The sequence below is a fragment of the Bacillus gobiensis genome, assembly GCF_001278705.1.
GTDB classification, from domain to species: Bacteria; Bacillota; Bacilli; order Bacillales; family Bacillaceae; genus Bacillus; species Bacillus gobiensis.
In genome coordinates this window covers 1,593,595-1,619,834 of the sequence record NZ_CP012600.1, presented here as the reverse complement: position 1 = coordinate 1,619,834, position 26,240 = coordinate 1,593,595, and the positions used below count along the sequence as shown (strand labels likewise).

General features: G+C 41.5%; 25 protein-coding genes. 20 read left to right on the top strand and 5 right to left on the bottom strand.

Annotation, left to right across the window (positions count from 1 at the left end; genetic code table 11):
• Positions 1-11: 11 nt before the first annotated feature.
• The 9 genes from bcd to AM592_RS07895 all read left to right on the top strand — a co-directional run bounded on the left by bcd (position 12) and on the right by AM592_RS07895 (position 9,345).
• On the top strand, positions 12-1,106 hold the full coding sequence (gene bcd, locus AM592_RS07935) for a branched-chain amino acid dehydrogenase (RefSeq protein WP_053603291.1): 1,095 nt from the start codon (positions 12-14) through the stop codon (positions 1,104-1,106).
• A 25-nt stretch (positions 1,107-1,131) separates the two neighbouring features.
• Positions 1,132-2,220 (top strand): butyrate kinase, encoded by a 1,089-nt coding sequence (gene buk, locus AM592_RS07930; protein ID WP_053603290.1) that lies wholly within the window; start codon positions 1,132-1,134, stop codon positions 2,218-2,220.
• Between the two features lie 11 nt (positions 2,221-2,231).
• Positions 2,232-3,656, top strand: a complete 1,425-nt coding sequence (lpdA, locus tag AM592_RS07925) for a dihydrolipoyl dehydrogenase (RefSeq protein ID WP_053603289.1) — start codon at positions 2,232-2,234, stop codon at positions 3,654-3,656.
• A 16-nt stretch (positions 3,657-3,672) separates the two neighbouring features.
• Positions 3,673-4,665 (top strand): thiamine pyrophosphate-dependent dehydrogenase E1 component subunit alpha, encoded by a 993-nt coding sequence (locus tag AM592_RS07920; protein ID WP_053603288.1) that lies wholly within the window; start codon positions 3,673-3,675, stop codon positions 4,663-4,665.
• 11 nt (positions 4,666-4,676) lie between these two features.
• Positions 4,677-5,660: an alpha-ketoacid dehydrogenase subunit beta gene (locus AM592_RS07915; protein WP_053603287.1), complete on the top strand. Its 984-nt coding sequence runs from the start codon at positions 4,677-4,679 to the stop codon at positions 5,658-5,660.
• 19 nt (positions 5,661-5,679) lie between these two features.
• Complete coding sequence (locus AM592_RS07910; RefSeq protein WP_053603286.1) at positions 5,680-6,945, top strand: dihydrolipoamide acetyltransferase family protein; 1,266 nt, start codon at positions 5,680-5,682, stop codon at positions 6,943-6,945.
• 265 nt (positions 6,946-7,210) lie between these two features.
• The gene (locus AM592_RS07905) at positions 7,211-8,416 is read left to right on the top strand and encodes a macrolide family glycosyltransferase (protein ID WP_053603285.1); all 1,206 of its coding nucleotides are present in this window, start codon (positions 7,211-7,213) and stop codon (positions 8,414-8,416) included.
• A 94-nt stretch (positions 8,417-8,510) separates the two neighbouring features.
• Positions 8,511-8,918, top strand: coding sequence for a GNAT family N-acetyltransferase (locus tag AM592_RS07900; RefSeq protein ID WP_053603284.1), 408 nt, complete (start codon positions 8,511-8,513; stop codon positions 8,916-8,918).
• 19 nt (positions 8,919-8,937) lie between these two features.
• The gene (locus AM592_RS07895) at positions 8,938-9,345 is read left to right on the top strand and encodes a GNAT family acetyltransferase (RefSeq protein WP_053603283.1); all 408 of its coding nucleotides are present in this window, start codon (positions 8,938-8,940) and stop codon (positions 9,343-9,345) included.
• Between the two features lie 69 nt (positions 9,346-9,414).
• On the opposite strand, the gene AM592_RS07890 is transcribed toward AM592_RS07895, so the two are convergent.
• Together AM592_RS07890 and AM592_RS07885 are read right to left on the bottom strand one after the other, a co-directional pair.
• Entirely contained in the window at positions 9,415-10,308 is an 894-nt protein-coding gene (locus tag AM592_RS07890; RefSeq protein WP_053606034.1) for a putative RNA methyltransferase, read from the bottom strand.
• Positions 10,309-10,572: 264 nt separating this feature from the next.
• Complete coding sequence (locus AM592_RS07885) at positions 10,573-11,496, bottom strand: YegS/Rv2252/BmrU family lipid kinase (protein WP_053603282.1); 924 nt, start codon at positions 11,494-11,496, stop codon at positions 10,573-10,575.
• A 185-nt stretch (positions 11,497-11,681) separates the two neighbouring features.
• Here AM592_RS07885 and AM592_RS07880 point away from each other — a divergent pair, with 185 nt between their 5' ends.
• The 4 genes from AM592_RS07880 to AM592_RS07865 all read left to right on the top strand — a co-directional run bounded on the left by AM592_RS07880 (position 11,682) and on the right by AM592_RS07865 (position 14,940).
• A complete protein-coding gene (locus AM592_RS07880; protein WP_053603281.1) occupies positions 11,682-12,659 on the top strand; it encodes an ArsR/SmtB family transcription factor in 978 nt (325 codons plus the stop codon).
• A 23-nt stretch (positions 12,660-12,682) separates the two neighbouring features.
• Complete coding sequence (locus AM592_RS07875; protein WP_053603280.1) at positions 12,683-13,915, top strand: MFS transporter; 1,233 nt, start codon at positions 12,683-12,685, stop codon at positions 13,913-13,915.
• 216 nt (positions 13,916-14,131) lie between these two features.
• Positions 14,132-14,545: a BrxA/BrxB family bacilliredoxin gene (locus tag AM592_RS07870; RefSeq protein ID WP_053606033.1), complete on the top strand. Its 414-nt coding sequence runs from the start codon at positions 14,132-14,134 to the stop codon at positions 14,543-14,545.
• Between the two features lie 68 nt (positions 14,546-14,613).
• Positions 14,614-14,940: an MGMT family protein gene (locus tag AM592_RS07865; RefSeq protein WP_082363856.1), complete on the top strand. Its 327-nt coding sequence runs from the start codon at positions 14,614-14,616 to the stop codon at positions 14,938-14,940.
• A 38-nt stretch (positions 14,941-14,978) separates the two neighbouring features.
• On the opposite strand, the gene AM592_RS25115 is transcribed toward AM592_RS07865, so the two are convergent.
• Entirely contained in the window at positions 14,979-16,712 is a 1,734-nt protein-coding gene (locus AM592_RS25115; RefSeq protein ID WP_053603279.1) for a glycine betaine ABC transporter substrate-binding protein, read from the bottom strand.
• Entirely contained in the window at positions 16,713-17,918 is a 1,206-nt protein-coding gene (locus AM592_RS07855) for a quaternary amine ABC transporter ATP-binding protein (protein WP_053603278.1), read from the bottom strand.
• Between the two features lie 366 nt (positions 17,919-18,284).
• On the opposite strand from AM592_RS07855, the gene AM592_RS07850 reads away from it, so the two are divergent.
• A complete protein-coding gene (locus tag AM592_RS07850; protein ID WP_053603277.1) occupies positions 18,285-19,259 on the top strand; it encodes an aromatic acid exporter family protein in 975 nt (324 codons plus the stop codon).
• Between the two features lie 44 nt (positions 19,260-19,303).
• Here AM592_RS07850 and prli42 read toward each other — a convergent pair whose 3' ends face one another.
• On the bottom strand, positions 19,304-19,396 hold the full coding sequence (prli42, locus tag AM592_RS24100) for a stressosome-associated protein Prli42 (RefSeq protein ID WP_158320293.1): 93 nt from the start codon (positions 19,394-19,396) through the stop codon (positions 19,304-19,306).
• A gap of 304 nt (positions 19,397-19,700) precedes the next feature.
• On the opposite strand from prli42, the gene AM592_RS07845 reads away from it, so the two are divergent.
• From AM592_RS07845 to AM592_RS07820, 6 genes are all read left to right on the top strand, one after another.
• Complete coding sequence (locus tag AM592_RS07845; RefSeq protein WP_225970383.1) at positions 19,701-21,236, top strand: acyl-CoA carboxylase subunit beta; 1,536 nt, start codon at positions 19,701-19,703, stop codon at positions 21,234-21,236.
• Positions 21,237-21,254: 18 nt separating this feature from the next.
• Positions 21,255-22,376: a M20/M25/M40 family metallo-hydrolase gene (locus tag AM592_RS07840; protein WP_053603275.1), complete on the top strand. Its 1,122-nt coding sequence runs from the start codon at positions 21,255-21,257 to the stop codon at positions 22,374-22,376.
• Positions 22,377-22,389: 13 nt separating this feature from the next.
• Positions 22,390-22,848: a chemotaxis protein CheW gene (locus AM592_RS07835; RefSeq protein WP_053603274.1), complete on the top strand. Its 459-nt coding sequence runs from the start codon at positions 22,390-22,392 to the stop codon at positions 22,846-22,848.
• A gap of 95 nt (positions 22,849-22,943) precedes the next feature.
• Positions 22,944-23,762: a helix-turn-helix domain-containing protein gene (locus AM592_RS07830; protein WP_225970342.1), complete on the top strand. Its 819-nt coding sequence runs from the start codon at positions 22,944-22,946 to the stop codon at positions 23,760-23,762.
• A gap of 150 nt (positions 23,763-23,912) precedes the next feature.
• Positions 23,913-25,106, top strand: coding sequence for a Gfo/Idh/MocA family protein (locus AM592_RS07825; protein WP_053603272.1), 1,194 nt, complete (start codon positions 23,913-23,915; stop codon positions 25,104-25,106).
• The gene (locus tag AM592_RS07820; RefSeq protein ID WP_053603271.1) at positions 25,075-26,238 is read left to right on the top strand and encodes a dihydrodipicolinate synthase family protein; all 1,164 of its coding nucleotides are present in this window, start codon (positions 25,075-25,077) and stop codon (positions 26,236-26,238) included. The genes AM592_RS07825 and AM592_RS07820 overlap by 32 nt, the downstream gene beginning before the upstream one ends.
• The last annotated feature ends 2 nt before the right edge of the window (positions 26,239-26,240 follow it).

Below are 26,240 nucleotides of genomic sequence, written 5' to 3'. Positions count from 1 at the left end.
AGGAAAACCAGATGGAAATATTCCGTTATATGGAAAAATATGACTACGAACAGCTTGTTTTTTGCCAAGATGAAGCCTCTGGATTGAAGGCGATTATTGCGATTCATGATACGACGCTTGGCCCCGCTCTTGGCGGAACAAGAATGTGGACATATGAAAATGAGGAATCTGCGATTGAAGATGCGCTTAGACTTGCAAGAGGTATGACTTATAAAAACGCAGCCGCCGGATTGAACTTGGGCGGAGGGAAAACAGTGATCATCGGCGATCCAAAAAAAGATAAAAACGAAGAAATGTTTCGGGCTTTTGGCAGATATATTCAAGGGTTAAACGGGAGATATATTACAGCGGAAGATGTCGGGACAACTGAAGAGGATATGGACATTATCCATGATGAAACAGATTTCGTTACAGGTATTTCACCGGTTTTCGGATCCTCTGGAAACCCATCGCCTGTTACTGCTTTCGGTGTGTATCGCGGAATGAAGGCGGCAGCTAAAGCAGCATTCGGAACAGATTCACTAGAGGGAAAAGTGGTAGCTGTCCAAGGCGTTGGAAATGTCGCTTATAACCTGTGCCGCCATTTACATGAAGAAGGTGCAAGTCTAATTGTGACGGATATAAATAAAGATGCCGTCGAACGAGTCGTTCAAGAATTCGGCGCACGTGCGGTGGATCCGGCAGATATTTATTCGCAGGAGTGTGACATTTACTCTCCATGTGCACTCGGAGCTACGATTAACGACGAAACCATTCCGGTATTAAAAGCGAAAGTAATCGCTGGTGCAGCGAACAATCAGCTGAAGGAAGCACGGCATGGGGATTTAATTCATGAAAAAGGAATCGTATACGCTCCTGATTATGTGATAAATGCTGGCGGAGTGATCAATGTCGCTGATGAATTATATGGGTACAACAAAGACCGTGCACTAAAAAAGGTCGAAGGCATTTATAACAATATTGAACAGGTTCTCAGCATCTCCAATCGTGATGGAATTCCGACATATCTAGCGGCTGACCGTCTCGCTGAAGAACGGATTGAGAGGATGCGCCGGTCAAGAAGCCAGTTTTTACGAAATGGCCATCACATACTAAGCAGAAGGTAAAGGGTTTGAATTGGAGGAAGTAACATTGCGGGGAAAAGAGCATCGCATACTTGCGATTAATCCAGGTTCTACTTCAACAAAAATAGGTGTGTACCATAATGAGCGTTTAATCTTTGAAAAGATCGTCCGACATGATGAGAAAGAACTTATAAAGCTCGGGGGCATTAATGGGCAATATCCATATCGAAAAATGGTGATTCTAGAAACCTTGCACGATCAAGGAATCAATCTTTCAAGGCTTGATGCCGTTTGCGGCAGAGGCGGTCTGATTCGGCCGATTGAAGGAGGCACCTATGAGGTGAACGAGGCAATGCTTAAAGATTTAAAGACAGGGCATGCCGGCCAGCACGTCTCAAATCTTGGCGGCATTTTAGCGAATGAAATTGCTTCAGGCTTAAACATTCCTGCCTTTATCGTTGATCCTGTCGTTGTTGATGAGATGGAACCTATTGCTAAGATTTCCGGATTTCCATCGATCGAGAGAAGAAGCATTTTTCATGCCTTGAATCAGAAGGCGGTGGGACGGAAGATTGCTTCAGACTTACAGAAACGGTATGAGGATTTAAATTTGATCATTACCCATATGGGAGGCGGAATTACAATAGGTGTACATCGGCATGGAAAAGTGATTGATGTCAATAACGGTTTGCATGGGGAAGGACCTTTCAGTCGTGAGAGGGCAGGTACAGTTCCGACAGGTGACTTGGTCGATCTCTGTTTTTCCGGACAATATTACAAGGATGAAGTGATAAAAATGCTGATCGGAGGGAGCGGGCTTGCGGGCTATCTAGGTACGACCCAAGCAGATTCAGTAGAAACAATGATCGAAGAAGGGAACGAAAAAGCGCGTCTGGTTTATGAAGCAATGACGTATCAAATCGCGAAAGAAATAGGAGCTGCAGCCGCTGTGTTACAGGGAACGGTTGACGCGGTTATTTTAACAGGCGGTCTTGCCCACAGCAAGCTTATCGTGGAGAACATTAGAAGGTATGTCGATTGGATTGCCGATGTGCACGTCGTACCAGGAGAGAATGAACTGCAAGCACTCGCAGAAGGTGCATTGCGGGTTTTAAATAGACAAGAAAACGCAAAACACTATCATCCGAATGATTGAGAGGGATACAAATGGCAACAGAATATGATCTGGTGATAATCGGCGGCGGAACGGGCGGATATGTTGCTGCGATCCGTGCATCACAGCTCGGCTTGCGAGTCGCAATAGTTGAAAAAGAGAAGCTTGGCGGCACGTGTCTGCATAAAGGCTGTATACCGAGCAAAGCGCTTTTAAGAAGCGCCGAAGTATTTAGAACGACGCAGCAGGCAAGCGACTTCGGGGTTGAGAATACGTCAGGCGCTACTCTTAACTTCTTAAAGGTTCAAGAACGAAAGCAAGCAATTGTCAACCAGTTGTTTCAAGGTGTGAAAAGCTTGCTGAAGAAAGGGAAAATCGATATTTTTGAAGGCACCGGAAGGATTTTGGGACCTTCAATTTTTTCACCCATCCCTGGTACAGTCTCTGTTGAGTTGGCGAATGGGGAGGAGAACCAAATGCTGATTCCAAAAAATGTCGTGATCGCAACAGGTTCAAGGCCTAAGGTGTTAGACGGGCTGGAATTTGATCAGCATACGGTTCTTTCCTCTGATCAGGCGCTTTCACTCGAAGAGCTGCCTGCTTCTATGCTGATAATCGGCGGAGGAGTGATCGGAATTGAGTGGGCTTCTATGCTAAATGATTTCGGCGTTAAAGTGACAGTCGTTGAATATGCAGATCGAATACTTCCGTCAGAGGACGAGAGCATAAGCAAAGAAATGGCGAAACAGCTGAAGAACAGAGGAATTGAATTGATTACGGGCGCGAAAATTTTGCCTCATACCGCAATAAAGACCCCGGGAATCAAAGTTGATGCCGAAAAAGATGGAGAGATTTTCACATTTACTGCTGATAAAGCGCTCATTTCAGTCGGAAGGCAAGCGAATATTGAAGGAATCGGTCTAGAAAATACCGATATCGTCATTGAACAAGGATACATAAAAACGAATGACTTGCAGCAAACAAAAGAATCACATATTTATGCAATCGGCGATTGTATCGGTGGTCTGCAGCTTGCCCATGTGGCCTCACATGAAGGGATCATTGCAGTAGAACATATTGCCGGCGAGCAGCCAAAACCTCTGGATCCCTTACAGGTGGCGAAATGCATTTACTCTTTCCCAGAGGCAGCAAGCATTGGTTTATCTGAGGAAGAAGCAAAGGCGAAAGGATTTCAAGTGAAAATAGGGAAATTCCCTTTTCAAGCAGTAGGCAAAGCGCTTGTGGCGGGAGAAACAGACGGTTTTGTAAAAATCGTTACCGATGAAAAATCGGATGATATTTTAGGCGTCCATATGATCGGTCCGCATGTAACGGATATGATTTCAGAAGCGAGTCTTGCTAAAGTCCTTGATGCGACGCCTTGGGAGATCGGCCAGACAATCCATCCCCATCCGACGTTATCTGAGGCGATCGGGGAAGCAGCTCAAGCTGTATACGGAAAGGCGATTCACTTTTAATATTAGGAGGTACTTTATGGGAAACTCTCAACATAAACAGCTGGGAATTTCGGATTCTGAAGCAATTGATATGTATCAAACGATGTTACTGGCTAGGAAGATAGATGAAAGAATGTGGTTGTTAAATCGATCAGGAAAAATCCCTTTTGTTGTTTCGTGTCAGGGACAAGAAGCAGCTCAGGTAGGTGCGTCTTTTGCAATGGATCGCGAAAATGATTATGTCCTTCCTTATTATCGCGATATGGGGGTTGTGCTTTCCTTTGGAATGACTGCTGTTGACCTTATGCTTTCGGGCTTTGCTAAAGCGGAAGACCCCAATTCAGGCGGCAAGCAAATGCCGGGGCATTTCGGTCAGAAAAAAAATCGGATCGTGACAGGCTCATCGCCTGTGACCACTCAAGTTCCACACGCAGTTGGAATAGCGCTTGCGAGTCGCTTGGAAAATAAAAAACTTGCCACGCTTGTGACGTTTGGGGAAGGCTCCTCCAATCAGGGGGATTTTCACGAAGGCGCAAACTTTGCAGCCGTCCATAAGCTCCCAGTCATTTTCATGTGTGAAAATAACAAGTTCGCAATATCAGTTCCCTATGAAAAGCAAGTGGCCTGTGAGCGTATTTCAGATCGTGCCGTGGGGTACGGGATGCCTGGTGTGACGGTTGACGGAAACGACTTACTTGCTGTGTACCAAGCCGTGAAAGAAGCGAGAGAACGGGCAATGAAGGGAGAAGGACCAACCCTGATTGAAACGATCTCTTACCGAATGACGCCCCATTCAAGCGATGATGATGACCGCATCTACCGTGAAGAGGAAGAACTGGCAGCAGCAAAACAGAATGACCCATTAAAAATATATGAAGAATATCTAACACAGTCTGGTTTGCTGACGGAAGAAAGCAAAAAACCTATCTTAGAAGAAGTAATGAAGCAAGTAAATGAAGCGACAGAATATGCGGAAGCAGCACCTTACGCAGAACCTGAAGCTGCATTAAGGCATGTGTTTGCAGAGTAGGAGGAGAACAAATGGCAATAATATCTTACATTGATGCGGTAACATTGGCAATGAAAGAAGAAATGGAACGGGACTCCCGCGTTTTTGTCCTTGGTGAAGATGTGGGAAAAAAAGGCGGAGTATTTAAAGCAACCTCAGGTCTTTATGAGCAATTCGGCGAAGAACGGGTAATCGACTCGCCGCTTGCTGAATCTGCAATCGCCGGCGTGGGAATAGGCGCTGCTATGTATGGGATGCGTCCGATTGCAGAGATGCAATTTGCCGATTTTATCATGCCGGCAGTCAACCAAATTGTATCGGAAGCTGCTAAAATTCGTTACAGGACAAACAGCGACTGGACATGCCCGATCGTAATTCGTGCTCCTTATGGAGGCGGGATTCACGGCGCGCTTTACCATTCCCAATCCGTAGAAGCGATTTTTGCCAATCAGCCGGGACTGAAAATAGTCATGCCATCGACTCCTTATGATGTCAAAGGATTATTGAAGGCGGCTATACGAGATGAAGACCCGGTTCTGTTTTTCGAGCACAAGCGAGCTTACCGTTTGATAAAAGGCGAGGTACCAGACGATGATTACGTTTTGCCTATTGGGAAAGCAGATGTAAAACGGGAAGGAGAAGATCTCACGGTTATTACGTACGGACTGTGTGTACATTTCGCCTTGCAAGCAGCCGATCGCCTTGCAGCTGAAGGAATATCCGTTCACGTTCTGGATTTGCGAACTGTCTATCCTCTTGATCAAGAAGCGATTATCGAGGCAGCTTCTAAAACAGGGAAAGTTCTTTTATTAACAGAGGATACGAAGGAAGGAAGCGTCATGAGTGAAGTGGCTGCCATTATTGCAGAGCATTGCTTATTTGATTTGGATGCCCCGATTAAAAGGCTCGCCGGTCCAGATGTTCCAGCCATGCCTTATGCTCCAACGATGGAAAAGTACTTTATGGTGAATCCGGACAAGGTTGAAGCAGCCATGAAAGAATTGGCTGAGTTTTAGATCAAGGAGGTAACGACCTATGCCTATTGAACAAATGGCAATGCCGCAGTTAGGTGAGAGCGTAACAGAAGGCACAATCAGCAAATGGCTCGTAAAACCAGGCGACCATGTAGCGAAATATGATCCAATCGCAGAAGTAATGACAGATAAAGTGAATGCGGAAATCCCATCTTCTTATTCCGGGAAAATTACGGAATTAACGGCACAAGAGGGAGAGATGCTCCAAGTCGGAGTATCGATATGCAAAATAGAAGTAGAAGAGGCAGAAAAAAAGACCACAGTAGAAGAAATTTCTGCCTCTGAACCGAATGAGGAAAGTCATTCAAATACTTCGAACCGCGCTAAAGATCAATCGAAACGAAACCGATATTCTCCAGCTGTGCTTCGTCTTGCAGAAGAGAATGGCATAAATCTTCAGCTTGTAGAAGGGACAGGTGCCGGCGGTCGTATAACAAGAAAGGATTTGCAAAAAATCATCGAATCAGGAACAATTCCTGAAACCAGCAAGGGTGTTGAAAAGCCAGATCCAGCCATGGTGCAAGCTGAAGAAAAAGCAGAAATCGCACAACCATTGCCACAGTCGGGCGACAAAGAAATTCCGGTTTCCGGAGTCAGAAAGACGATCGCGGCGAATATGGTTAAGAGCAAAACTGAAATTCCCCATGCTTGGATGATGGTTGAGGTGGATGTGACGGATTTGGTTACTTACCGAAATCGTATCAAGGAAGAATTTAAACAAAAAGAAGGATTTAATCTTACCTTTTTCGCGTTTTTTGTAAAAGCCGTTGCAAAAGCATTAAAGGAATTCCCGCAAATCAATAGCACATGGGCGGGCGATTCCATCATTCAGAAAAAAGATATTCACCTTTCGATCGCAGTTGCTGCAGAAGATGCCTTATATGTACCTGTCATTAAGCATGCGGACGATAAAACGATCAAAGGAATTGCAAGGGACATTGTTGATCTGGCGAAAAAAGCGAGATCAGGAACACTGAATGCGGAGGATATGAGCGGGGGGACGTTTACTGTGAACAATACTGGTTCATTCGGCTCCATTCAATCGATGGGTATTATAAACCATCCGCAAGCAGCTATCCTGCAAATTGAATCAATCGTGAAACGTCCGATGGTTATGGAGGGTAATATGATTGCGATAAGAGATATGATTAATATTTGCCTTTCCATTGATCACAGAGTACTTGACGGACTTGTATCCGGAAGATTTCTTGCGAGGGTGAAAGAAATTCTGGAAACCATTGATGAAGAAACGATGTCAGTTTATTAGGGCTGATATATAAAAGAGTAATAAAAAGAAAGCGGACTGAAAACGTCTGCTTTCTTTTTTTAGAAGGTTTAATAATATTATGGGAAAAGTTATTCCAATTGGAATAACTTTTGTCCTAGATATAAAAAGAAAGAAAAGGGAGAAGAGAACTATTTTTCCTTATACAAGTGTCATTTGTTGACTGGCTTTCTGTGCTGGAATTATAATTTATGTTAGTTATTAATAACTATCTTTCGCAATAAACTTTGGAGGAGTGAGCTTGAGAATGGCAAACATATTATTCATTAATTTTCCGGCGGAAGGGCATGTGAATCCTACTCTTGGAATTGTGAAGGCTCTTGCAGAACAGGGAGACAATGTACACTACATTACGACTGAAAAGTTTAAGGAACGGCTAGAAGGAGTGGGAGCAAAGGTACATCTTCATCCGGATCTGCTCAGTAAAGCCTCCATTGATTCTTCTTCATCAGCAGGGTTACAAGCATTTTTAAACATTCATATTCAATCGTCGCTTGATATACTGGAAATCACGAAACAATTGTCAGAAAGCATTTCTTTTGATTTTGTGCTGTATGATATGTTCGGAGCAGGAAAGTTAGTGAGAGATTACTTCAATATTCCTGGAATCTCTTCATCACCCTCATTTAAGATGCCGGATGACGTATTTAAAGAATTACCTTTTCATCCTGACTCTGAGGCTTCCTTCGAGCTTGATCGGGATGCTGAAAAATTACTTGAACAAATAAAAGACCGGTTCGGCGTTTCACCTGAGAACCTGCTGCAATTCATGAGAAATGACGGGGAGTTAACGATTGTATACACAAGCAGGTATTTTCAGCCTAACAGCGATCATTTTGGTGACAGCCATATTTTTATCGGCCCAAGTTTTCCAAAAAGAAAAGAGTCGAATAATCAGTTCCCTCTTGAAGAGTTGAAGGATGAGAAAGTTCTCTATATTTCGATGGGAACTGTTTTGGATCAGACAGAAGAGTTTTTCAATACGTGCATTGAAGCTTTTGCCGATTTTCAAGGGAAGGTTGTTATAGCAGCCGGAGAAAGAGCGGATTTCACAAAAATTACTCAAGCGCCTGATAACTTCATCATTTCTTCCTATGTTCCTCAACTGGAGGTACTTAGTGAAGCGGATGTTTTTATTACGCACGGCGGTATGAACAGTGTCAATGAAGCGATTCACTTTCAAGTTCCCCTGGTTGTTCTGCCGCATGACAAGGATCAACCAATGGTAGCACAGAGATTAACTGAGCTTGGAGCGGGTTACAGATTATCAAAGGAAAACATTGATGTTCAGTCTTTGACAGCTGCAGTAAATGAAGTGCTCTCTAACAATTACTACAAAGAAGGAATCAAAAAGATTAATGAGAGTTTTCAAGCTTGCGGTGGTGTTCAAGAGGCTTTAAAAAGAATTGATAGTTTTGTAGAAAATGAGTATCGAACAATTAAATTGAATTAGAAAAAATAGATGAAATGAGAATTTCCTATTTATCTACTTGCATATTTATTATATATTATTAATAAATATGCATTTTTATTTGAAGGAGATTCTTATGGAGATTGAATGTAAAAATATACTTCCTAACCAGGAAGATTTTCATAAACTTCATCAAACCACGGGGTGGAATGCTGAAGGGTATTACACAAAGGACCAGCTTTACAAAGCGATTTGTAACAGCTGGTATTCTGTTTCTATTTATCGGAAAGACGAGCTTATCGGGTTTGGGCGAGTAGTATCTGACGGGGTATATCAAACATTCATTTGTGATGTTATGGTTCATCCTGACTATCAAAAGCAAGGCATTGGAAGAACCATTTTGAAAAACTTATTAAAAAAATGTCAGGACGAAGGGATGAAGAAGGTTCAATTGTTCTCAGCAAAAGGAAAACACAGTTTTTATAAGAAGCTGGGGTTCACAGAACGTGAGCCGGAAGCTCCTGGCATGTCTTTATTATTATAGACACCTGAGGTGAGGATAAATGAAATTTCGTCAGTTTACTGTGAGCGATTTTAACTCTGTCATTGATTTATGGCAGCGGGCAGGATTGATTTTATCCCGCTCTGACACTTTGGAAGGAATAAAGGAAAAATTAAAAAGGGATTCAGAGCTGTTTTTTGTTTTAGAGGAAAATGGAACAATCATTGGTGTTGTGATGGGAAGCTATGATGGCAGAAGAGGCTGGATCAATCATTTAGCTGTAGATCCGGAACATCAAGGAAATAATTTAGGTCAAAAAATTATCAGCGAACTCGAAATACGGTTGAAAAAAATCGGCTGTGAGAAGCTCAACCTTCTGATTGAAATGGACAATAAACAGGTAAAAGGATTTTATGAGAACTTGGGGTATAAGCAGGATGAATTGTTATTCATGGAAAAGTGGATCTGAGACAAGAATGTATTTTTATTCATTTAATTATTATTAAAACCCGCCTGAACAAGAGCGGGTTTTAAAAGGTTATTTGGTGGTTTTTCTTCCTATTAATAAATCCAGGTCTACAGTTAGGTCAATAAACTCTTTTTCTAAGAACTGGTGTATTTTTTTCTTAGATTGATCCCATGTTAAAGGGGTCATCTGAACCAATGCTTGAATTTCAGTTTTCGCAAGGATTTGGGTATAACGTAAATTCAAGTATTTTACATGATGAAAATTATGTGTAAAACGAGCAATAATATCTGCATTGGAATAGGTTTGTTTTTCTTTATTATCAAAAAAGAATTGTCGCACCTCTTTTAAATAATCACGTCGAGGGACTACCTTTATCACGATGCCGTCATCAGTCAGAAGCCGCTTAAACTCCTTATAATTTGCAGGGGATAAGATATTCAGCAGAACATCAAATTGCCTGTCGTTAAATGGCGTATTCGCAAGATCAGCGACTGACCAGATCAATTCATCGTATTTTTTAGAAGCTGCCAAAATTCCTTCTTTTGAAATATCTATGCCAACACCAGTTACTGAATCGCCGTTAAAAGAGGAAATATGCTTGTATATCCTTGATAAATGTGAGCCCTCTCCACATCCGGTATCTAGCATTGCCAAAGTTCTTTTATTCATAGAATGAGCTTTCTGGCAGGCTATCACGTCAGCAATAGAATGATAAAGGGGAGCAAATAAGCCACTTTGCGTAATTATGGCTCTCCTTCCCTCAAATACATCCTTTCCGTAGTTGGTTTTTATCGGGTGATCCAAAAAGTTTACATAACCTTGTTTTGCAATATTAAACGTATGGCCGTTAGTGCAAACGAAACTATTTGTATCACATACTCTCATTTGAGATCGGCAAATCGGGCATGAAAAAATCGATTCGGCTTTCTTAATATCGTTTGCCCTTTTTATTTTTTTGTTCATGTTAGACAACTTTTACACCTCATTCATTCGTTAGTTAGATAAATGAAAAAGGCATAGACAAATAAACCTGCCTCATACAATTAAAAAAAATGAGCAGGGTATAAAAAAGTCTATACCTTTTACTATCTGTAACGAATGAATTGGATAATCAATGTAATGAGCTCCTTTTAGTGTAAAAGAATAGGGGCATTGCCCAATAATATGTTATCAGCCGATGCATAAAAATTCAAAGGTCAAATGCATTGTCAAAAAAACCGTCCTTTATCAATCAGTAGAGGACGGTCTTGCTATTGCGCTGTCGGCTGGGACGATCATTTGTAAGTGTCCTTTCAGCACTTCAATTTTGACAGGGGTTTTTGTGTAAATCTCTCCATCTGTATCTGCTTTCATCTCTTGTTTGGTCGTGATTTCAATCGATTTTCCTTGGTAAAAGGATAGATCATCCTTATCAAATTCTGAAGCGGATTTATCGTCTAACGCCAAAAGTTCCTTAAAAGCAGAAAGACTTGGATTTCTGCAAATCAAAATATCCGCCAATCCATCATTCATCATGTGATTTGCAAGCGGTATCCGGTTTGTACCGATAAAATGTCCATTTAATACAAGGAGCATTACTGCTTTATCATTTATTTTTTCTCCATCGATTAACATTTCAACTTCAAAGGGTTCGGCTCTGGATAATGTTCGCAATGCGCTTGTAAAATAGCTTAATTTACCAATCACCGCTTTTTCGTTTTCGCGGATATTTTCTGATGCTTCTGTAATCAGTCCGATTCCCCAAAAATTAAGCGCATATTGCTGATCCGTTTTTAAAAGATCGATAGAAACTAGCTCCCCACCTGTTAACGCGTGTGCAGCTTGTTCAATTTGCTGGGGAATCTGTAAGGACCTTGAAATATCATTGCAGGTTCCGCCGGGCAGAATACCGATTGCAGGTTTTTTGTGAAGTCCGGCGACTCCATTTATACATGAGTGGACTGTGCCGTCGCCTCCAAGGATAAACAGGTAATTTACGTCTTCATCTAATTGTTCGCAAAATTCTTCTGCGTCTGTTTCTTTTTTCGTTGGTTTTATTACGAGTTCGTCCACATACTGCGAAAGAATGGGAACGGCGGCTCCTAATGTCTTTTCGATCTTTTTTTGCCCGGCATTCCCATTATAAATCAGTAAAGCTTTCTTTTTTTTCATCATAAAGGCTCCTTTACCTGCTTTATAAAAAATGAATTCATCCCATGGTAACTTTACATTCTATAGTGAGTCAAACTTACTCGGCATGGTACCATTAGCCAAAAGAAGGAAAATACTTGAAATATGTAATGAGTTCGATTAAGATCGAACTATAATAATTTCGTTCGATGGAGGTCGAACTTTTAATGAATCAGGATCAACACATTAAGATTGAAATCGACTATTCACCTGTCTACGAGCTTGCTATTAGCTTGTACATTTACATGAGCAAAAAAGAGAAAAAAATTATTGAGCTTGGCAAGCCTTGGTACAAAAAAGTAGATAACCAATTATCACCAGAATTGAAACGGAAAATTAAGGAGGATCGAATTTATATAGATCATGGAATGGATTTATTTTATGTGTACAGCTCTCCGAATAAACAAAGCATTCCCGAATTTTTGAAATGGATGACATCGCTGAAGGAAAAAGAGTTTAAGGACATCCATTTGTCGATCCTCGCCCAAAAACATGAAGAAGACGTAAAAAAATTCAAAAAAACATATACCTATCGTTGGATTGAGGAACATGGTTTTAGTGCATTAAAAGACTATTTTCTTGACCTATGGCAGCAATGGAATGAGGAATATTTCAGCGGGATTCAGGACGAAATCCTTAACAGTCTAAAACAGGAAGCACAAAAAATGAAAGAACTTGCGGACTCTATGAACTCAGTTCAATTAATCGAGAAGGCGACGAACGGTATCTGTTTAGAGGATGATCAAGTCAAAAAAGTCGTGCTCATCCCTCAATTTCATTCAAATCCATTTAATGTTTACGAAAATTTCAAAAATTTAAAAATGTTTTTATACCCGATCGATTTGGATGGAGTCCAATCGAATGAACCTTCAAGAAAACTAATGAGAGTGACAAAGTGCTTGGCGGATGAAACCCGCCTGAAAATTCTGCGCTATGTACATGAAGAGCAAAAGAGTTTTATGGAGATTGTTAATCAAACTAAACTTGCAAAAAGCACCGTCCATCACCATTTAGTTGTGCTGCGTGCTGCAGGCTTGATACGGCTGCATTCGTCTAACAAAGACGGCGACCGATATAGCTTGCGTGAATCCAGGATTCAAGACGTTTCTCTTCTACTATCCGATTACATTAAAAATGTAAGATAGAGGTCTAAAAAGGGGATGAAAGAATGAAGGAATTGTTTAAAACTCGATCTTTTCTGTGGATTTGGCTTGGTCAAGCTGCTTCTGCATTGGGTGGCACATTTGCGGTATTTATTATGTCATGGCTTGTGTACGATTTAACTGGGTCAAAAATCGCTATGGGAAGCATTTGGGTGTTTTTTATGATCCCAAGTCTGTTAACGCAGCTGCTATCAGGACCTTATCTTGATCGATGGGATCGCCGGAGCGTGATGGTATTTTCGGAATGGTTGAGAGCCGGGGTTTTTCTCGCCGGAGCTCTTCTTTATTTTACTAATCTCCTTACGCTTTGGCATATGTATGCCATCGCTGTTTTGATGGGAATTGCTGAGCCGCTGTTCCGCCCGGCAAGTATGGCGTATGTCGCACAAGTATTGCCAAAAGAACGCTTGATGAAAGGGAACTCCTTTTTGGAAGGAACAAATCAACTAATGATGCTGATTGGTCCGGCGTTGGGAGGTGTGCTGCTGCAGTTTACCGGAGCAGGATTTATTCTGGGACTATTAGTGTTAACGTTAGCAGGTGCAGGGTTCTTTCTCTGCTTATTGCCAAAATCGGATCATCACTTTGAAAAAAAGGAAAGTTGGTTTTCTCAGTTCAAGGAAGGATTAAGCTTTTATAAAATGTATCCGGTTTTACTCGGAGTCGGCCTGTTGTTAATGGTCATGAACTTCTGTACCGGCGCAGCGATTCCAATGTTTTTGCCTTATGTAACGGATTATTTAGGGGGAAACTCAATTCAATACGGCTTGTTTACTTCTGCGTTTTCTTTAGGAATGATCCTGGGAGCTGTTATAACGGGTAGCTTGAAAGAACCAAAGAATCGGCGTGTCGTGATGCTAGGGGTCGCGCTGTTTGAAGGGTCCCTGTTTATTATATTAGGAATAAGCACCAATTTTATCGTTTCGTTTTTAGTAACTGTCCTGCATGGAATCTTAGCGATCACCTTTAATATTCACAATACAACACTGTATCAAAGAAGAGTTCCTGATCATTTGCGAGGCAGGGTATTTGCAGTCCGCATACTTCTTGCACAAGCAGGAATGCCTGTTGGAGCCATGCTCGGAAGTATCGTAGCAGAAACCTGGAGTATACCGATTCTCTTTTTCATCATTGGTGGTTTGATGACAATCGTAACAGTTACAGCTTTTTGTCTTCCAATATTCCATCAACTAAACGATGACGTATCTGCAACTGCGAAGGATGCAGCAGCTCCATAAGGTTTTATTTTCTTCTTTTTTTTATGATGGATCATTGTCTCAAGTGAATGAATAGCATGATTAGAGAAAAACTGCATATTTAAGGAGTATACAAAAAAACACAAATATAGCCTAAGCTTAGTCATTTGGATTTTATTCGGTTCCCTGATATGATAGAGAGATAATAGAAATGGAATAGGAGAGGTCAGCTTGAATAATATCGATTTCGATTTGTTTATGAATGACGTGGTCAGACAAGCAAGACAGGAAATTGTCTCTGCCGGATATACAGAACTAAAAACTCCAGAAGAAGTAAAAGAAGCTTTTGCTAAAAAAGGAACGACGCTTGTTATGGTGAATTCAGTGTGCGGATGCGCAGGAGGGATTGCCAGGCCTGCAGCCCATCATTCAATCCATTTTGATAAACGTCCGGATCATTTGGTGACCGTGTTCGCAGGACAGGATAAAGATGCGACAGCTGAAGCAAGAGGCTATTTTACAGGGTATCCACCTTCTTCACCTTCATTTGCCTTATTAAAAGACGGGAAACTTGTAACTATGGTTGAAAGACATGAGATTGAAGGCTATGATCCGATGCAAGTAGTAAATAAGCTCCAAGCTGCCTTTGAAGAACATTGTGAAGAAGTATAAATTTGACTATTAGCTCCACAGGCCGCTTATTAGGCTTGGGAGTTTTTTTATTGAAAGGAGTCTGTCGTTTGGAGGGCTTTACATTAAGAGTTGTTGAAATTATTAAACAAATTCCATCAGGAAAAGTAATGACATACGGCCAAATTGCGGCTTTGGCTGGAAATCGAAGAGCTGCGAGACAAGTCGTTCGAGTACTTCACTCCATGAGCAAAAAACACAAGCTTCCCTGGCATCGCGTGATCAATTCGAAAGGGGAAATAGGGATAAAAGAAGATGAACTCTTTTTCTCCCAAAAATCAGCGTTGGAAAGCGAAGGGATTGAATTTAATAGCGAGATCGCAATCAATCTTGACGAATATCAGCATCATCCAAAAAATATAGCTGATACAACGTGAAAAAGCGTGATGAATGAAAGTTCATCACGCTTTTTTAATTATTTCTTTAGATCTTCAATTGAATCAATATCCATATATTCTGGAACTGTCAGACCAAGCTTAGTACCTTCCAGGTTTGGACCAAGATCTACTAATTGGTTTTTATACTTATTAACATAATCTTCATGGGTAGTCGGCAGCCATGCAGCAACTAAAGCGTCTGCACTTCCATTAGCTACACTGATAAACATCGGACCTGCCTCTACTTGTTTCATTGATGCGTTATATCCAGACTGTTTTAGTACCTCACTAATTATATTGGTACTGGCGATTTCAGACTCCCAGGCCACGTAGACTAACGTAATATTCTGGCCGTTTCCTTTTTGAGCACCATCTGTCCATTTCTTAACAGCGTCTTGATGGTCTTTCACCCATTTTTTTGCTGCTTCTTCAGGCTTCGTTCCTTCTTGAATGTCCCTCATGACTTCTTCCATGTCAGAAGCTTCCCAATGGAATTGATCGAGAATTTTGTATGCTCCTGGAGCTTCTTGATCCAATCCTTTTCTTACCATTGTATTGATCGCTTCACTCTCGCCAAATGAACCTTTTGGATCTTCCAAATACTTCAATTTGTATTTGCTAAACATCCAGTGTGGGGTCCAGCCTGTGACAATAATTGGCTGCTGACGATCGTAAGCCTTCTGCAGTTGTGCGGTCATCGCAGCCGAAGAACCTTCTTTTAATGTCCAGTCGCCTTCCAAACCATAATCGGCCATCGCTTTTTCTGTAGCTTTCATGAGTCCGGCGCCTGGATCAATTCCAGTGATCTGGTAATTCACCTCTTCACCTGCTGATCCTGCAGGTCCATTTCCTTTTTGCCCTTCGGCGAACGAAACACCAATAAACGATACGACGATTACGAGGGCAAAAAACCCGTAAACATAAGCTTTAGAAATGGCTTTCCCGTAGGCTGGCTTTCGTAAGTTTTGAGAAATCCGGTCCATAATAATTGCAATGATAACAATTGATAATCCGGCTACGAAGCCTTCTCCTACCTGAACTTGAGTAACAGCACGATAGACTTCCGCACCTAATCCGGGTGCACCAACCAATGAAGCAATTACGACCATGGATAATGAGAGCATGATACTTTGGTTTACCCCTGCAAGAATGGTTGGAGCAGCAAGCGGCAGCTGCACCATCGATAGCTTTTGCCAAGAGGTCGAGCCAAATGCGTTCGAAGCTTCAATTAAGTCTTTTGGAACTTCTCGTATACCTAAATTCGTTAACCGTATAGTTGGAGGTATCGCAAAAATCACAGAAGCGATAATTCCAGGTACTACGCCTATTCCAAAAAAGAGGATGGCTGGAATGAGATATACGAATCCAGGCATTGTCTGCATGAAATCCAGTATTGGTGTTACGATTTGCTTTACTTTATCATTGTGGGAAGCCCATATACCAAGCGGGATTCCTAATATAATCGTTATGACAACAGACGCAAGTACTAAGGCAAGCGTACTTACCATTGCATCCCATAATCCGAAATTTTCGATTAATAATAACCCTATAAGTGTAAAGAGTCCAACTGTCCACCGGCTTGTGTAAAACGCTAATAATGTTAGCAAAATAATGAGTACCCAAGACGGACCTAAACCCAATACTTTTTCAAGGCTGGTTAAGAAGGATTCAGTTATGTTACTGACCAAATTGAAAAAACCACCGAAATTCGTGACAATCCAGGTCACTAGGGCATCAACCCATTCAGCTACTGGTAAAGTTGGCAGCCCCATTTAAATCTCCTCCTTTACGTTCAAATCATCTTTATTGCCGGCGAGAGCTCCAATTACAGCCCCTCTGATAATCACGCCTTTTAATCGGTTTTCCGCGTCAACTACAGCAAGTGGAAGCGCTGAAGTCGAAAGGGCATCTATTACATCCGCAAGCAGTGTATCTTCATGAACTGTAACGATATCCTTTTGCATCACATCTTCAACCGATTTGTTTTCTTTGACTGCATTCGATGCGTCATCAGCAGTGATGGCACCCAGCAGTTTTTGTTTTCGATCTACGATGAATATGCTTGAGTATCCTTGCTCCTTCATGATTTGCAGTGCTACCCTCGGACCGCGGTCAGGAGTAATTCGTTCCGCCTGTTTTTGAACATGAGAAGCCGTTAAGACTTTCGAGAGATCCACATCCTCAATGAACTGTTCTACGTATTCATTTGCAGGATTCATCATGATTTCTTCAGGTGTTCCGATTTGAATCACACTGCCGTCTTTCATTAAAGCAATTCTGTCACCGATTCGCAAAGCTTCATCAAGATCGTGAGTAATAAAAATAATTGTTTTTTTCATCGTTTCTTGAATCTCTAATAGCTCACTTTGCATGTCTTTGCGAATTAATGGGTCCAAAGCACTAAACGCTTCATCCATTAATAAAATGTCTGTATCGCTTGTAAGAGCCCGGGCAAGTCCGACCCTTTGCTGCATGCCCCCGCTTAATTGGGAAGGGTATTGATCTTCGTACCCTTTAAGTCCTACGACCTCTAATGCTTGTCTGGCTTTTTCTTTTCGTTCTGCAGCAGGAACCTTCTGGATGACAAGTCCATGTTCCGTATTTTCTAGAACCGTTTTATGAGGAAATAAAGCAAAGTTCTGAAAAACCATGCTTATCTTTTTCCTCCGGACGTCTCTTAAAGCTTGAGCGTTCATTTTTACAATGTCTTCGTTATCAATCAAAACATGGCCAATTGTCGGTTCGATCAATCGATTTAACATACGGATAAGCGTTGACTTTCCGCTTCCGGAAAGGCCCATTACGACAAAAATTTCACCAGGATAGATTTCGAAGCTGGCTTTATTGACTCCAACCGTTGCTCCCGTTTCCTTTAAGATTTCATTTTTCGAATAACCTTCCTCGAGTAATTTTATGGCGTTTCGCTTCGATTTGCCGAAAACCTTTGTTACGTTATTTACTACTACTTTTGGTTCCATTTACACACCTCACTAGAAATAGATATTTTAGTTTTTCCAATTAGAAGCAAAAATCGGCAACTTTGTTATTATATAAAGAAAAAAGTTTTGATTGCAAATGATAATGGGCTAATAATAATAGTGAAAACACTTGCAAACCAAAGTTTGTTATTGATTTTTATGGATGCTGCAATCCCACTTGAAGTAGCGTGACAGCTGTGCTGAGCCCAACAAGTTTAACCATGGTAAACAATTGTTCTAAGACTATCTTAAATTTTTTCTAAAGCAAGGATAAAATAAGCAAGACTTTTTGTGAAAAATCGTTTAGAATAGTCTTTGCCAAATTTGAAATGAAAATTTAAATTGACAGCACAGAAAGGGTTTATAATGTTTAAAATAGGTTACCGAACGGTAAAAACTGCATTGGGTACGGCCTTGGCCATATTTACAGCCCAATTATTGAATTTGCACAATTTTGCTTCAGCCGGAATCATTACGATTCTTTGTATCCAAGTTACTCAAAAACGATCACTACAAGCATCATGGGCAAGATTTGCCGCATGTTGTATTGCCATAATATTATCTTATCTTGTGTTTGAATTTCTCGGGTATAACCCTTTCGCTATAGGGATTTTAATCTTATTATTTATTCCGTTGACCGTATATACTAAAGTAAAAGAAGGCGTCGTAACTAGCTCTGTCATTATTCTGCATTTATATATGTCAAACGGGATTACGTTATCGCTGATAAAAAATGAACTGATGCTGCTTATCATCGGTATCATCTTTGCCTTGGTTATGAACCTCTATATGCCTAATCTTGAAAAAGATTTAAAGGCTTATCAGCAAAAAATAGAGGACGATTTCGCTGAAATATTCGAGAAGATTGAAAACTATCTTTTAACAGGAAAACAGGACTGGACAGGAAAGGAAATTCATAAAACGCACGACCATATCAATAAAGCAAAAAGTTTAGCATTCCGAGATGTTGAAAATCATATGATGCGGCATGAAAATTTATATTACCATTATTTTAAAATGCGCGAAAAACAGTTCGAGATCATCGAACGCTCATTACCGATTTTAACCTCTATTCCCATTTCGGGTGAACAAAGCAAAAAAATTGCAGTGTTCATCCGAGATTTAAAAGAGCATATTCATCCGGGCAATACTGCCCATAAGTTTTTGCGGGAATTGTGCGAAATGCGAGAGGAATTCAAAGACATGCCGCTTCCGAAAACACGAGAGGAATTTGAAGTGAGGGCAGCACTGTTCCATTTTATTGGCGAGATGGAGCAGTACCTTGTTATCAAAAGCTATTTTAAAGGATTAAAACCCGCAAAAAAACTCAAGGATGCCTAATAGAAAAGCCTGACACATCAAGAACTGTGTCAGGCTTTTTCGTTCTATAAAAATAAGGCCGCTCCGGTTAACAACGTGCTGATTAACATGATTGCAGCCATTATGATCGCCATTATTTTTATTGCCTTTCGCTGCATTTTACAACCTCCGTTCAAATTGCTTTCTCTTATTTTATCTTGTTTTTTATCATAGGACAAGCATGACAAGATGTGATGAAATATGGCCCGGCAGGATATTTAGATTTTAACCGTGTTTAGAAATTCCGATTCAGCAAAAATATGAAAAAGCAGGATCAGTACAAATATTAGTGAATGTTTGCATATGTTATAGAAGCAGACGATTTGAATGAAGAAACAAATTTTATAGATATTGTATATCTCCCGGATCTACTCGCTGTGTTCTTATATGAAACCGATAGGAAAGGAGACAGGTAAAGTGGATATGTACGATCATCTAACTAAGCTGTATGAAAAAAGAAGGTTGGCTGAGGCCGGCGGAGGCGAACAAAAAATTGATCGGCAGATGCAAAAAGGAAAGCTGACGGCAAGAGAAAGAATCGATTTCTTATTAGATCCAGATTCGTTCGTGGAACTGTATACATTCATGGAGAGCAGGGATCCCGGAATAAAAACCCGTTATCCCGGAGACGGCGTTGTCACAGGCTATGGGAAAATAAACGGAAGGCCAGTGTATCTGTTTTCTCAGGATTTCACAGTTTACGGCGGGACGCTTGGAGAGGTACATGCGAAGAAAATAGCGGCTGTCATGGATCTTGCTGCATCGAACAAAACACCCTTCATCGGTTTGAACGATTCAGGTGGTGCGAGAATTCAAGAGGGTGTGGTATCATTAGATGGATACGGACAAGTTTTTTACCGTAATGTCCTTTACTCGGGTATCATTCCGCAAATCTCTGTCATACTAGGACCTTGTGCAGGCGGAGCGGTTTATTCACCGGCAATGACTGATTTTGTTTTTATGGCCGAAAAAACGAGTAATATGTTTATCACTGGTCCTAAAGTCATTGAAGCTGTCACTGGTGAGCATATAAGCTCAGAGAGTCTTGGTGGTGCTCAAGTACATAATTCGATTAGTGGAAATGCCCATTTTTTTGAGAGAACTGAGGAAAAGCTATTAGAAAAGGTAAAAAAACTCCTTACTTATTTGCCGCAGCATTTTGAGAGAAAGCCTCCCAGTGCTTCAATCATTCCAGACGAAAATCATGATCGGCCAGCCCTGTCCGAGCTAGTACCGACAGAAAGCTGCAAAACCTATGATGTCAGGAGAGTGATTGAAGAGATCGTTGACATAGCCTCGTTTATGGAGGTACAACAGAACTTCGCCAAAAATATTGTCATCGGTTTTGCTCGAGTAAATGGCGAGGCGGCAGGTATCATTGCCAATCAGCCGAAAACATTGGCAGGCAGCCTGGATATTGATGCTGCTGATAAATCTGCCCGATTTATCAGGTTTTGTGATTCTTTTAACATTCCTCTGATTACATTTGAAGATGTTACAGGTTTTTTTCCGGGCATTAAGCAAGAGCACGAAGGCATTATCAGACATGGAGCCAAAATCATATATGCATATGCGGAAGCCACTGTCCCTAAGATCACCGTGATTTTGCGGAAAGCATACGGAGGGGCATATGTTGCATTAAACAGTAAAGCGATCGGGGCTGATTTTGTATTTTCCTGGCCAAATGCCGAAATCGCAGTCATGGGACCTGAGGGAGCAGCCTCTATCATTTATGCAAAGGAAATCGAGCAATCCGATGATCCTGATGGAACCAGGACACAGAAAATTCAAGAGTACCGGAAACAATTTGCCAATCCATATAAAGCCGCAGAAGCTGGGATGATAGATGATATTATTGAGCCGAGTGAAACCAGAAAAATGCTGATTCATGCCTTGGAAATGTTGAAAAACAAATGTGATATGAGACCTTTAAAAAAACACGGAAACATTCCGCTATAAATTTGGGAGGTTATCAAAGTGATCGATGAAAAACGATTAATAGAAGAATTTCTAGAGCTTGTTCAAATAGACTCGGAAACAAAGCACGAAGCTGAAATTTGCAAAGTTTTAAAGAAAAAGTTTCAAGATCTTGGTCTTTCCGTCATTGAAGACGATACGACATCAATTACCGGCCATGGAGCAGGCAATCTTATTTGTACTCTTGAAGGTACAACTGATGCAGATGCGATTTATTTCACTTCTCATATGGACACAGTCGTTCCAGGAAACGGAGTGACGCCTGTCATTGAGGGAGGATACGTGAAAACAGACGGAAAGACAATTTTGGGTGCTGATGACAAAGCAGGGCTTGCTGCTATGTTGGAAGCAATCAGGGTTCTGAAGGAAAAGCAGATTCCGCATGGAACAATTCAATTTGTCATTACGGTTGGCGAAGAATCAGGGCTATTGGGAGCAAAGGCGCTTGACCCATCACTACTAATTGCAAAATATGGCTATGCTCTTGATTCAGACGGAAAAGTAGGAAATATTATCGTTGCGGCACCGACACAAGCAAAAGTAAAAGCAACGATTTACGGTAAAACAGCCCATGCCGGCGTGGCTCCTGAAAAAGGGATTTCTGCAATAACAGTTGCTTCGAAAGCCATCTCAAAAATGCCGCTTGGAAGAATCGATAGTGAGACGACTGCAAACATCGGCAGATTTGAAGGCGGTACTCAAACAAATATCGTCTGCGATCAGGTGGATATTCTCGCTGAAGCTCGTTCGTTGGACGCGGAAAAGATGGAAGCTCAGGTTCAAAAAATGAAAAACGCCTTCGAACAAGCAGCAGAGGAAATGGGAGCAAGAGCTGAAGTTAATATTGACATTATGTATCCAGGTTTTAAATATCAGGACGGTGACTTAGTAGTTGAAGTAGCTAAGCAGGCAGCGGAAAAAATCGGGCGAAGCTGCGAGCTTCTGACGAGCGGCGGAGGCAGTGACGCCAACGTAATTGCTGGTCATGGCATTCCAACTGTTAATTTGGCTGTCGGTTATGAAGAGATTCACACGAAAAATGAAAAAATGCCAATCGAGGAGCTTGTGAAAACAGCTGAACTTGTGGTAGCGATAGCAGAAAGCACAGTAAATCCAAGATAAGGCAGGGAAGAAAATGGGGACGTTTAAAGCAATTTTGTTCCATATTCATAATGAATTATTTCTCGTGGATATAAGTAAAATTCAGTCAATTGAATTGCCTGGCACAATTACTCCGATTGGTGGGTTTCCTGAAGAAATTCTCGGGGTATCCCAAATTAGAAAGGAGCTTGTCCCAGTCATCGATTTAGGGACAGTTGTTGCCCATCGGCCGATCGTGCAGGATGAAGAAAGCAAGCTTTTGTTGCTATCTTCTGCGTATGGCACGTTAGGCTGCCTCGTTTCTTGTGCAGATGACATCATAGAGATGGAAGCAAGTGATGTAAAAACAATGTCCATACGCTCGACCCCTGCCGATTATTTCGGAGGAGCTGTTGAAAGAGACGGGAAACTGGTCGTAAAGCTTCTGCCGGAGCATCTGTATCAAGGTATAGAGGGTATTGAAACGATTTCTTCTGCTTTACATGCCCAATAGATATAGTCATGAGACCGAAAATGCTCTTTTAATCGTGCTTTTCGTCTCATGAACTATGAATGAAAGACTGGTGCAAGCAGAAAGGAGGTTCGAAAGTGAAATTTCAAAAGCTGAACATGCCGGATTCAGGTGTGCATCTGTATGAAAGCAAACATCCTAAAGGCCATTTTATTTCAGAGCATTACCACGATCATTTTCAACTCCTATATGCACTCGAAGGAGAAGGGGAGTTATACGTAGATAAAAAAAGGTATGAATTTTCTAAAGATCAAGTGGTATTAATTGTTCCGCATTCGGTACACTCCATAAAAGCCCATTCCAAACTAACTGTCCTCGTTTTGGCTTTCTCGAAAATACTGGGACAGGATATTGAAAGTCTCTTAATGCAGGCCTTTAGACTGCAAACATCTCATTTTCAATTAGATCTCGTCAGGGCAAGTGAAGTCAGGCAGTTATTGCGAAAAATGCTATTCGAACAAACCGATTACGATCCGCTATGCAAATATTCATCTCCGGTCTATTTATTCGAGTTTCTGCTGATTCTCGTCCGACTTAATAAAAATAAAAAGATTGAACATGCCAATGACAAACGATCGAACCAAATGAGAAACTACATTGAAGCAAATTACTTCGAAAATATTACAGCAGAATCTCTTTCCACAACCTTTAACATTTCTCCTCGATACATTAATGATATCTTTAAAGAAAAATACCACGAAACACCGTTGCAATATTTACAAAAGGTAAGAATCGACCGGGCCAAAAGCCTATTAACCGAAACGGAAAAAGATATTGTTTCTATCTGTTTTGAAGTTGGCTATGAAACTCTTTCTACGTTTTACCGTTCATTTCGAAATTTGGTGGGGATGTCGCCAAATAAATTTCGGAAAATGAATAGAGTGAAGGAGCTGTAAAGCCGATAATGCTTATTGCTTATGAAACTCGTATGGCAAATTAGTTCCGTTTTTGCAAATTCACTTCTCATTTGTGTAAGACGATCTACTAAAAGCACCCCTATACTTAGGTTAAATGCATCTAATGAACCAATCGAGAGGGGGGCATTTATGTCTACGATTCATTTAGGAATTATCATGAATGGCGTAACTGGCCGTATGGGAACCAATCAGCATTTAATAAGATCAATCACAGCGATCCGAAAAGAGGGTGGCATTGCCCTTTCAAACGGTGATGTGATTATGCCTGATCCCGTTTTAGTCGGAAGAAATGAAAGCAAGCTGAAAAACTTGGCGTCCAGCTGCCACATCGACCGTATCAGTACGAATTTAGATGAATGTTTGGCCGACTCGCATAATACTATTTATTTTGACTCACAAACAACAGTGAGGCGTGCAGCAGACATTCGTAAAGCAATTCAAGCCGGAAAACATATTTATTGCGAAAAGCCGACAGCCACAACTTTAGAAGAGTCTCTTGTATTAGCAAGACTCGCATATGAAGCCGGCGTCAAAAACGGTGTTGTTCAAGACAAATTATTTTTGCCAGGCATATTGAAGCTGAAACGGCTGATTGATTCCGGATTTTTCGGGAAAATCCTGTCCGTTCGAATGGAATTTGGGTATTGGGTTTTTGAAGGAGATTGGCAAAAAAGCCAGCGCCCATCTTGGAATTACCGAAAAGAAGATGGCGGGGGAATCATTCTTGACATGTTTGCCCATTGGCGCTATGTGATCGATCATTTATTCGGAGATATTAAAGCGCTTTCTTGTATCGGAGCGACTCATATCCCAAAGAGAATAGATGAAGATGGAAATACTTACAGCTGTACAGCCGACGATGCAGCCTATGCAACGTTTGAATTAGAAGGAGGGATTATTGTTCAAGCGAATTCTTCGTGGGCAGTCAGAGTGAACCGTGATGACCTTCTCACGATTCAGGTTGATGGGACGGAAGGAAGCGCTGTCGCTGGATTAAGAGATTGCAAGATTCAGCACAGGGTAAACACGCCGAAGCCTGTATGGAACCCGGACATAGCAAATCCATTTAAATTTATGGACCAATGGCAGGAAGTTCCGGAAAATGATAAGAACGAAAATGCATTTAAGCTTCAATGGGAAATGTTTCTTAAGCATGTGGCACTAGATGATCCGTTTCCTTGGTCTTTGTTGGAAGGCGCAAAAGGGAGCCAGCTTTCAGAGCTCGGTCTGCTTTCTTGGAAGGAACGGCGGTGGGTTGATGTTCCGAACCTGACAATTGGGGGAGAAAAGGATGAGTACAGCGTTAAAGCTGCCAAGAGCTGACGGCTCCTTATATCTTTATCAGCAGGTGCAAAAAACAGCTGCAGACATTACACCAACTAAATTTAAAAGCCGAATTGCTTTTTCTGCAGCTCATGTCGTATGTGATCCGTTTACCGATACAGATCCGATCTTGCAGCCTAAAATCGATTGGGAGGATACGTTAAAATACCGTCATTATCTATGGTCTCACGGATTTGCCGTTGCAGAAGCCATGGATACGGCACAGCGTGGAATGGGGCTTGGCTGGGAGAGCTCACAGGAACTCATCAGGCGATCCATAGCCGAAGCCCGATCGATCGGAGCCCGGATTGCATGCGGTGCAGGGACGGATCAGCTTTTGCCTGGCGCAAAAGCAACCCTTTCAGAGATTCAACAGGCTTATGAAGAGCAATGCAGCTTGATTGAAAAGCATGGCGGGCAAATTATCTTGATGGCAAGCAGAGCGCTGGCGCAAGCGGCAGAAGCTCCTGAAGACTACGACAAGGTATATGGGAGCATTTTGAACCAAGTATCTGAACCTGTCATTCTTCATTGGCTTGGAGATATGTTTGATCCGGCATTGAAAGGCTATTGGGGCCATAATCACATCAATGAAGCGATGGAGATTTGCCTGAATATTATTTGGGATCATAAGGAAAAGGTAGACGGAATTAAAATTTCCCTTTTGGATGCCAGTCAAGAAGTGAAAATGAGGCAGCTGCTACCCGATGGAGTAAGAATGTATACGGGTGACGATTTTCATTTCCCGGAACTTATTCTCGGTGATGAAAGCGGTTACAGCAATGCGCTTCTCGGAATCTTTGATGCCATTGCACCGGCAGCCTCACTCGCTTTGCATTCGCTGGATACCGGCAACATTAAACGTTACGAAGAAATAATGGCAAAAACCGTGCCATTATCAAAGCATATTTTTCAGAAACCTACCTATTCCTATAAGACAGGAATTGTGTTTATGGCCTATTTAAACGGACATCAATCACATTTTCGAATGATAGGAGGAGCTGAAAGCGCCAGATCGATTGTTCATCTTGCTGATCTTTATGTTCTGGCGGATCAAGCCGGGCTGCTTTCAGATCCGGATCTCGCGGCTGAAAGAATGAAAAAAGTCTTGGCGCTTGCAGGGATTGAATAGGG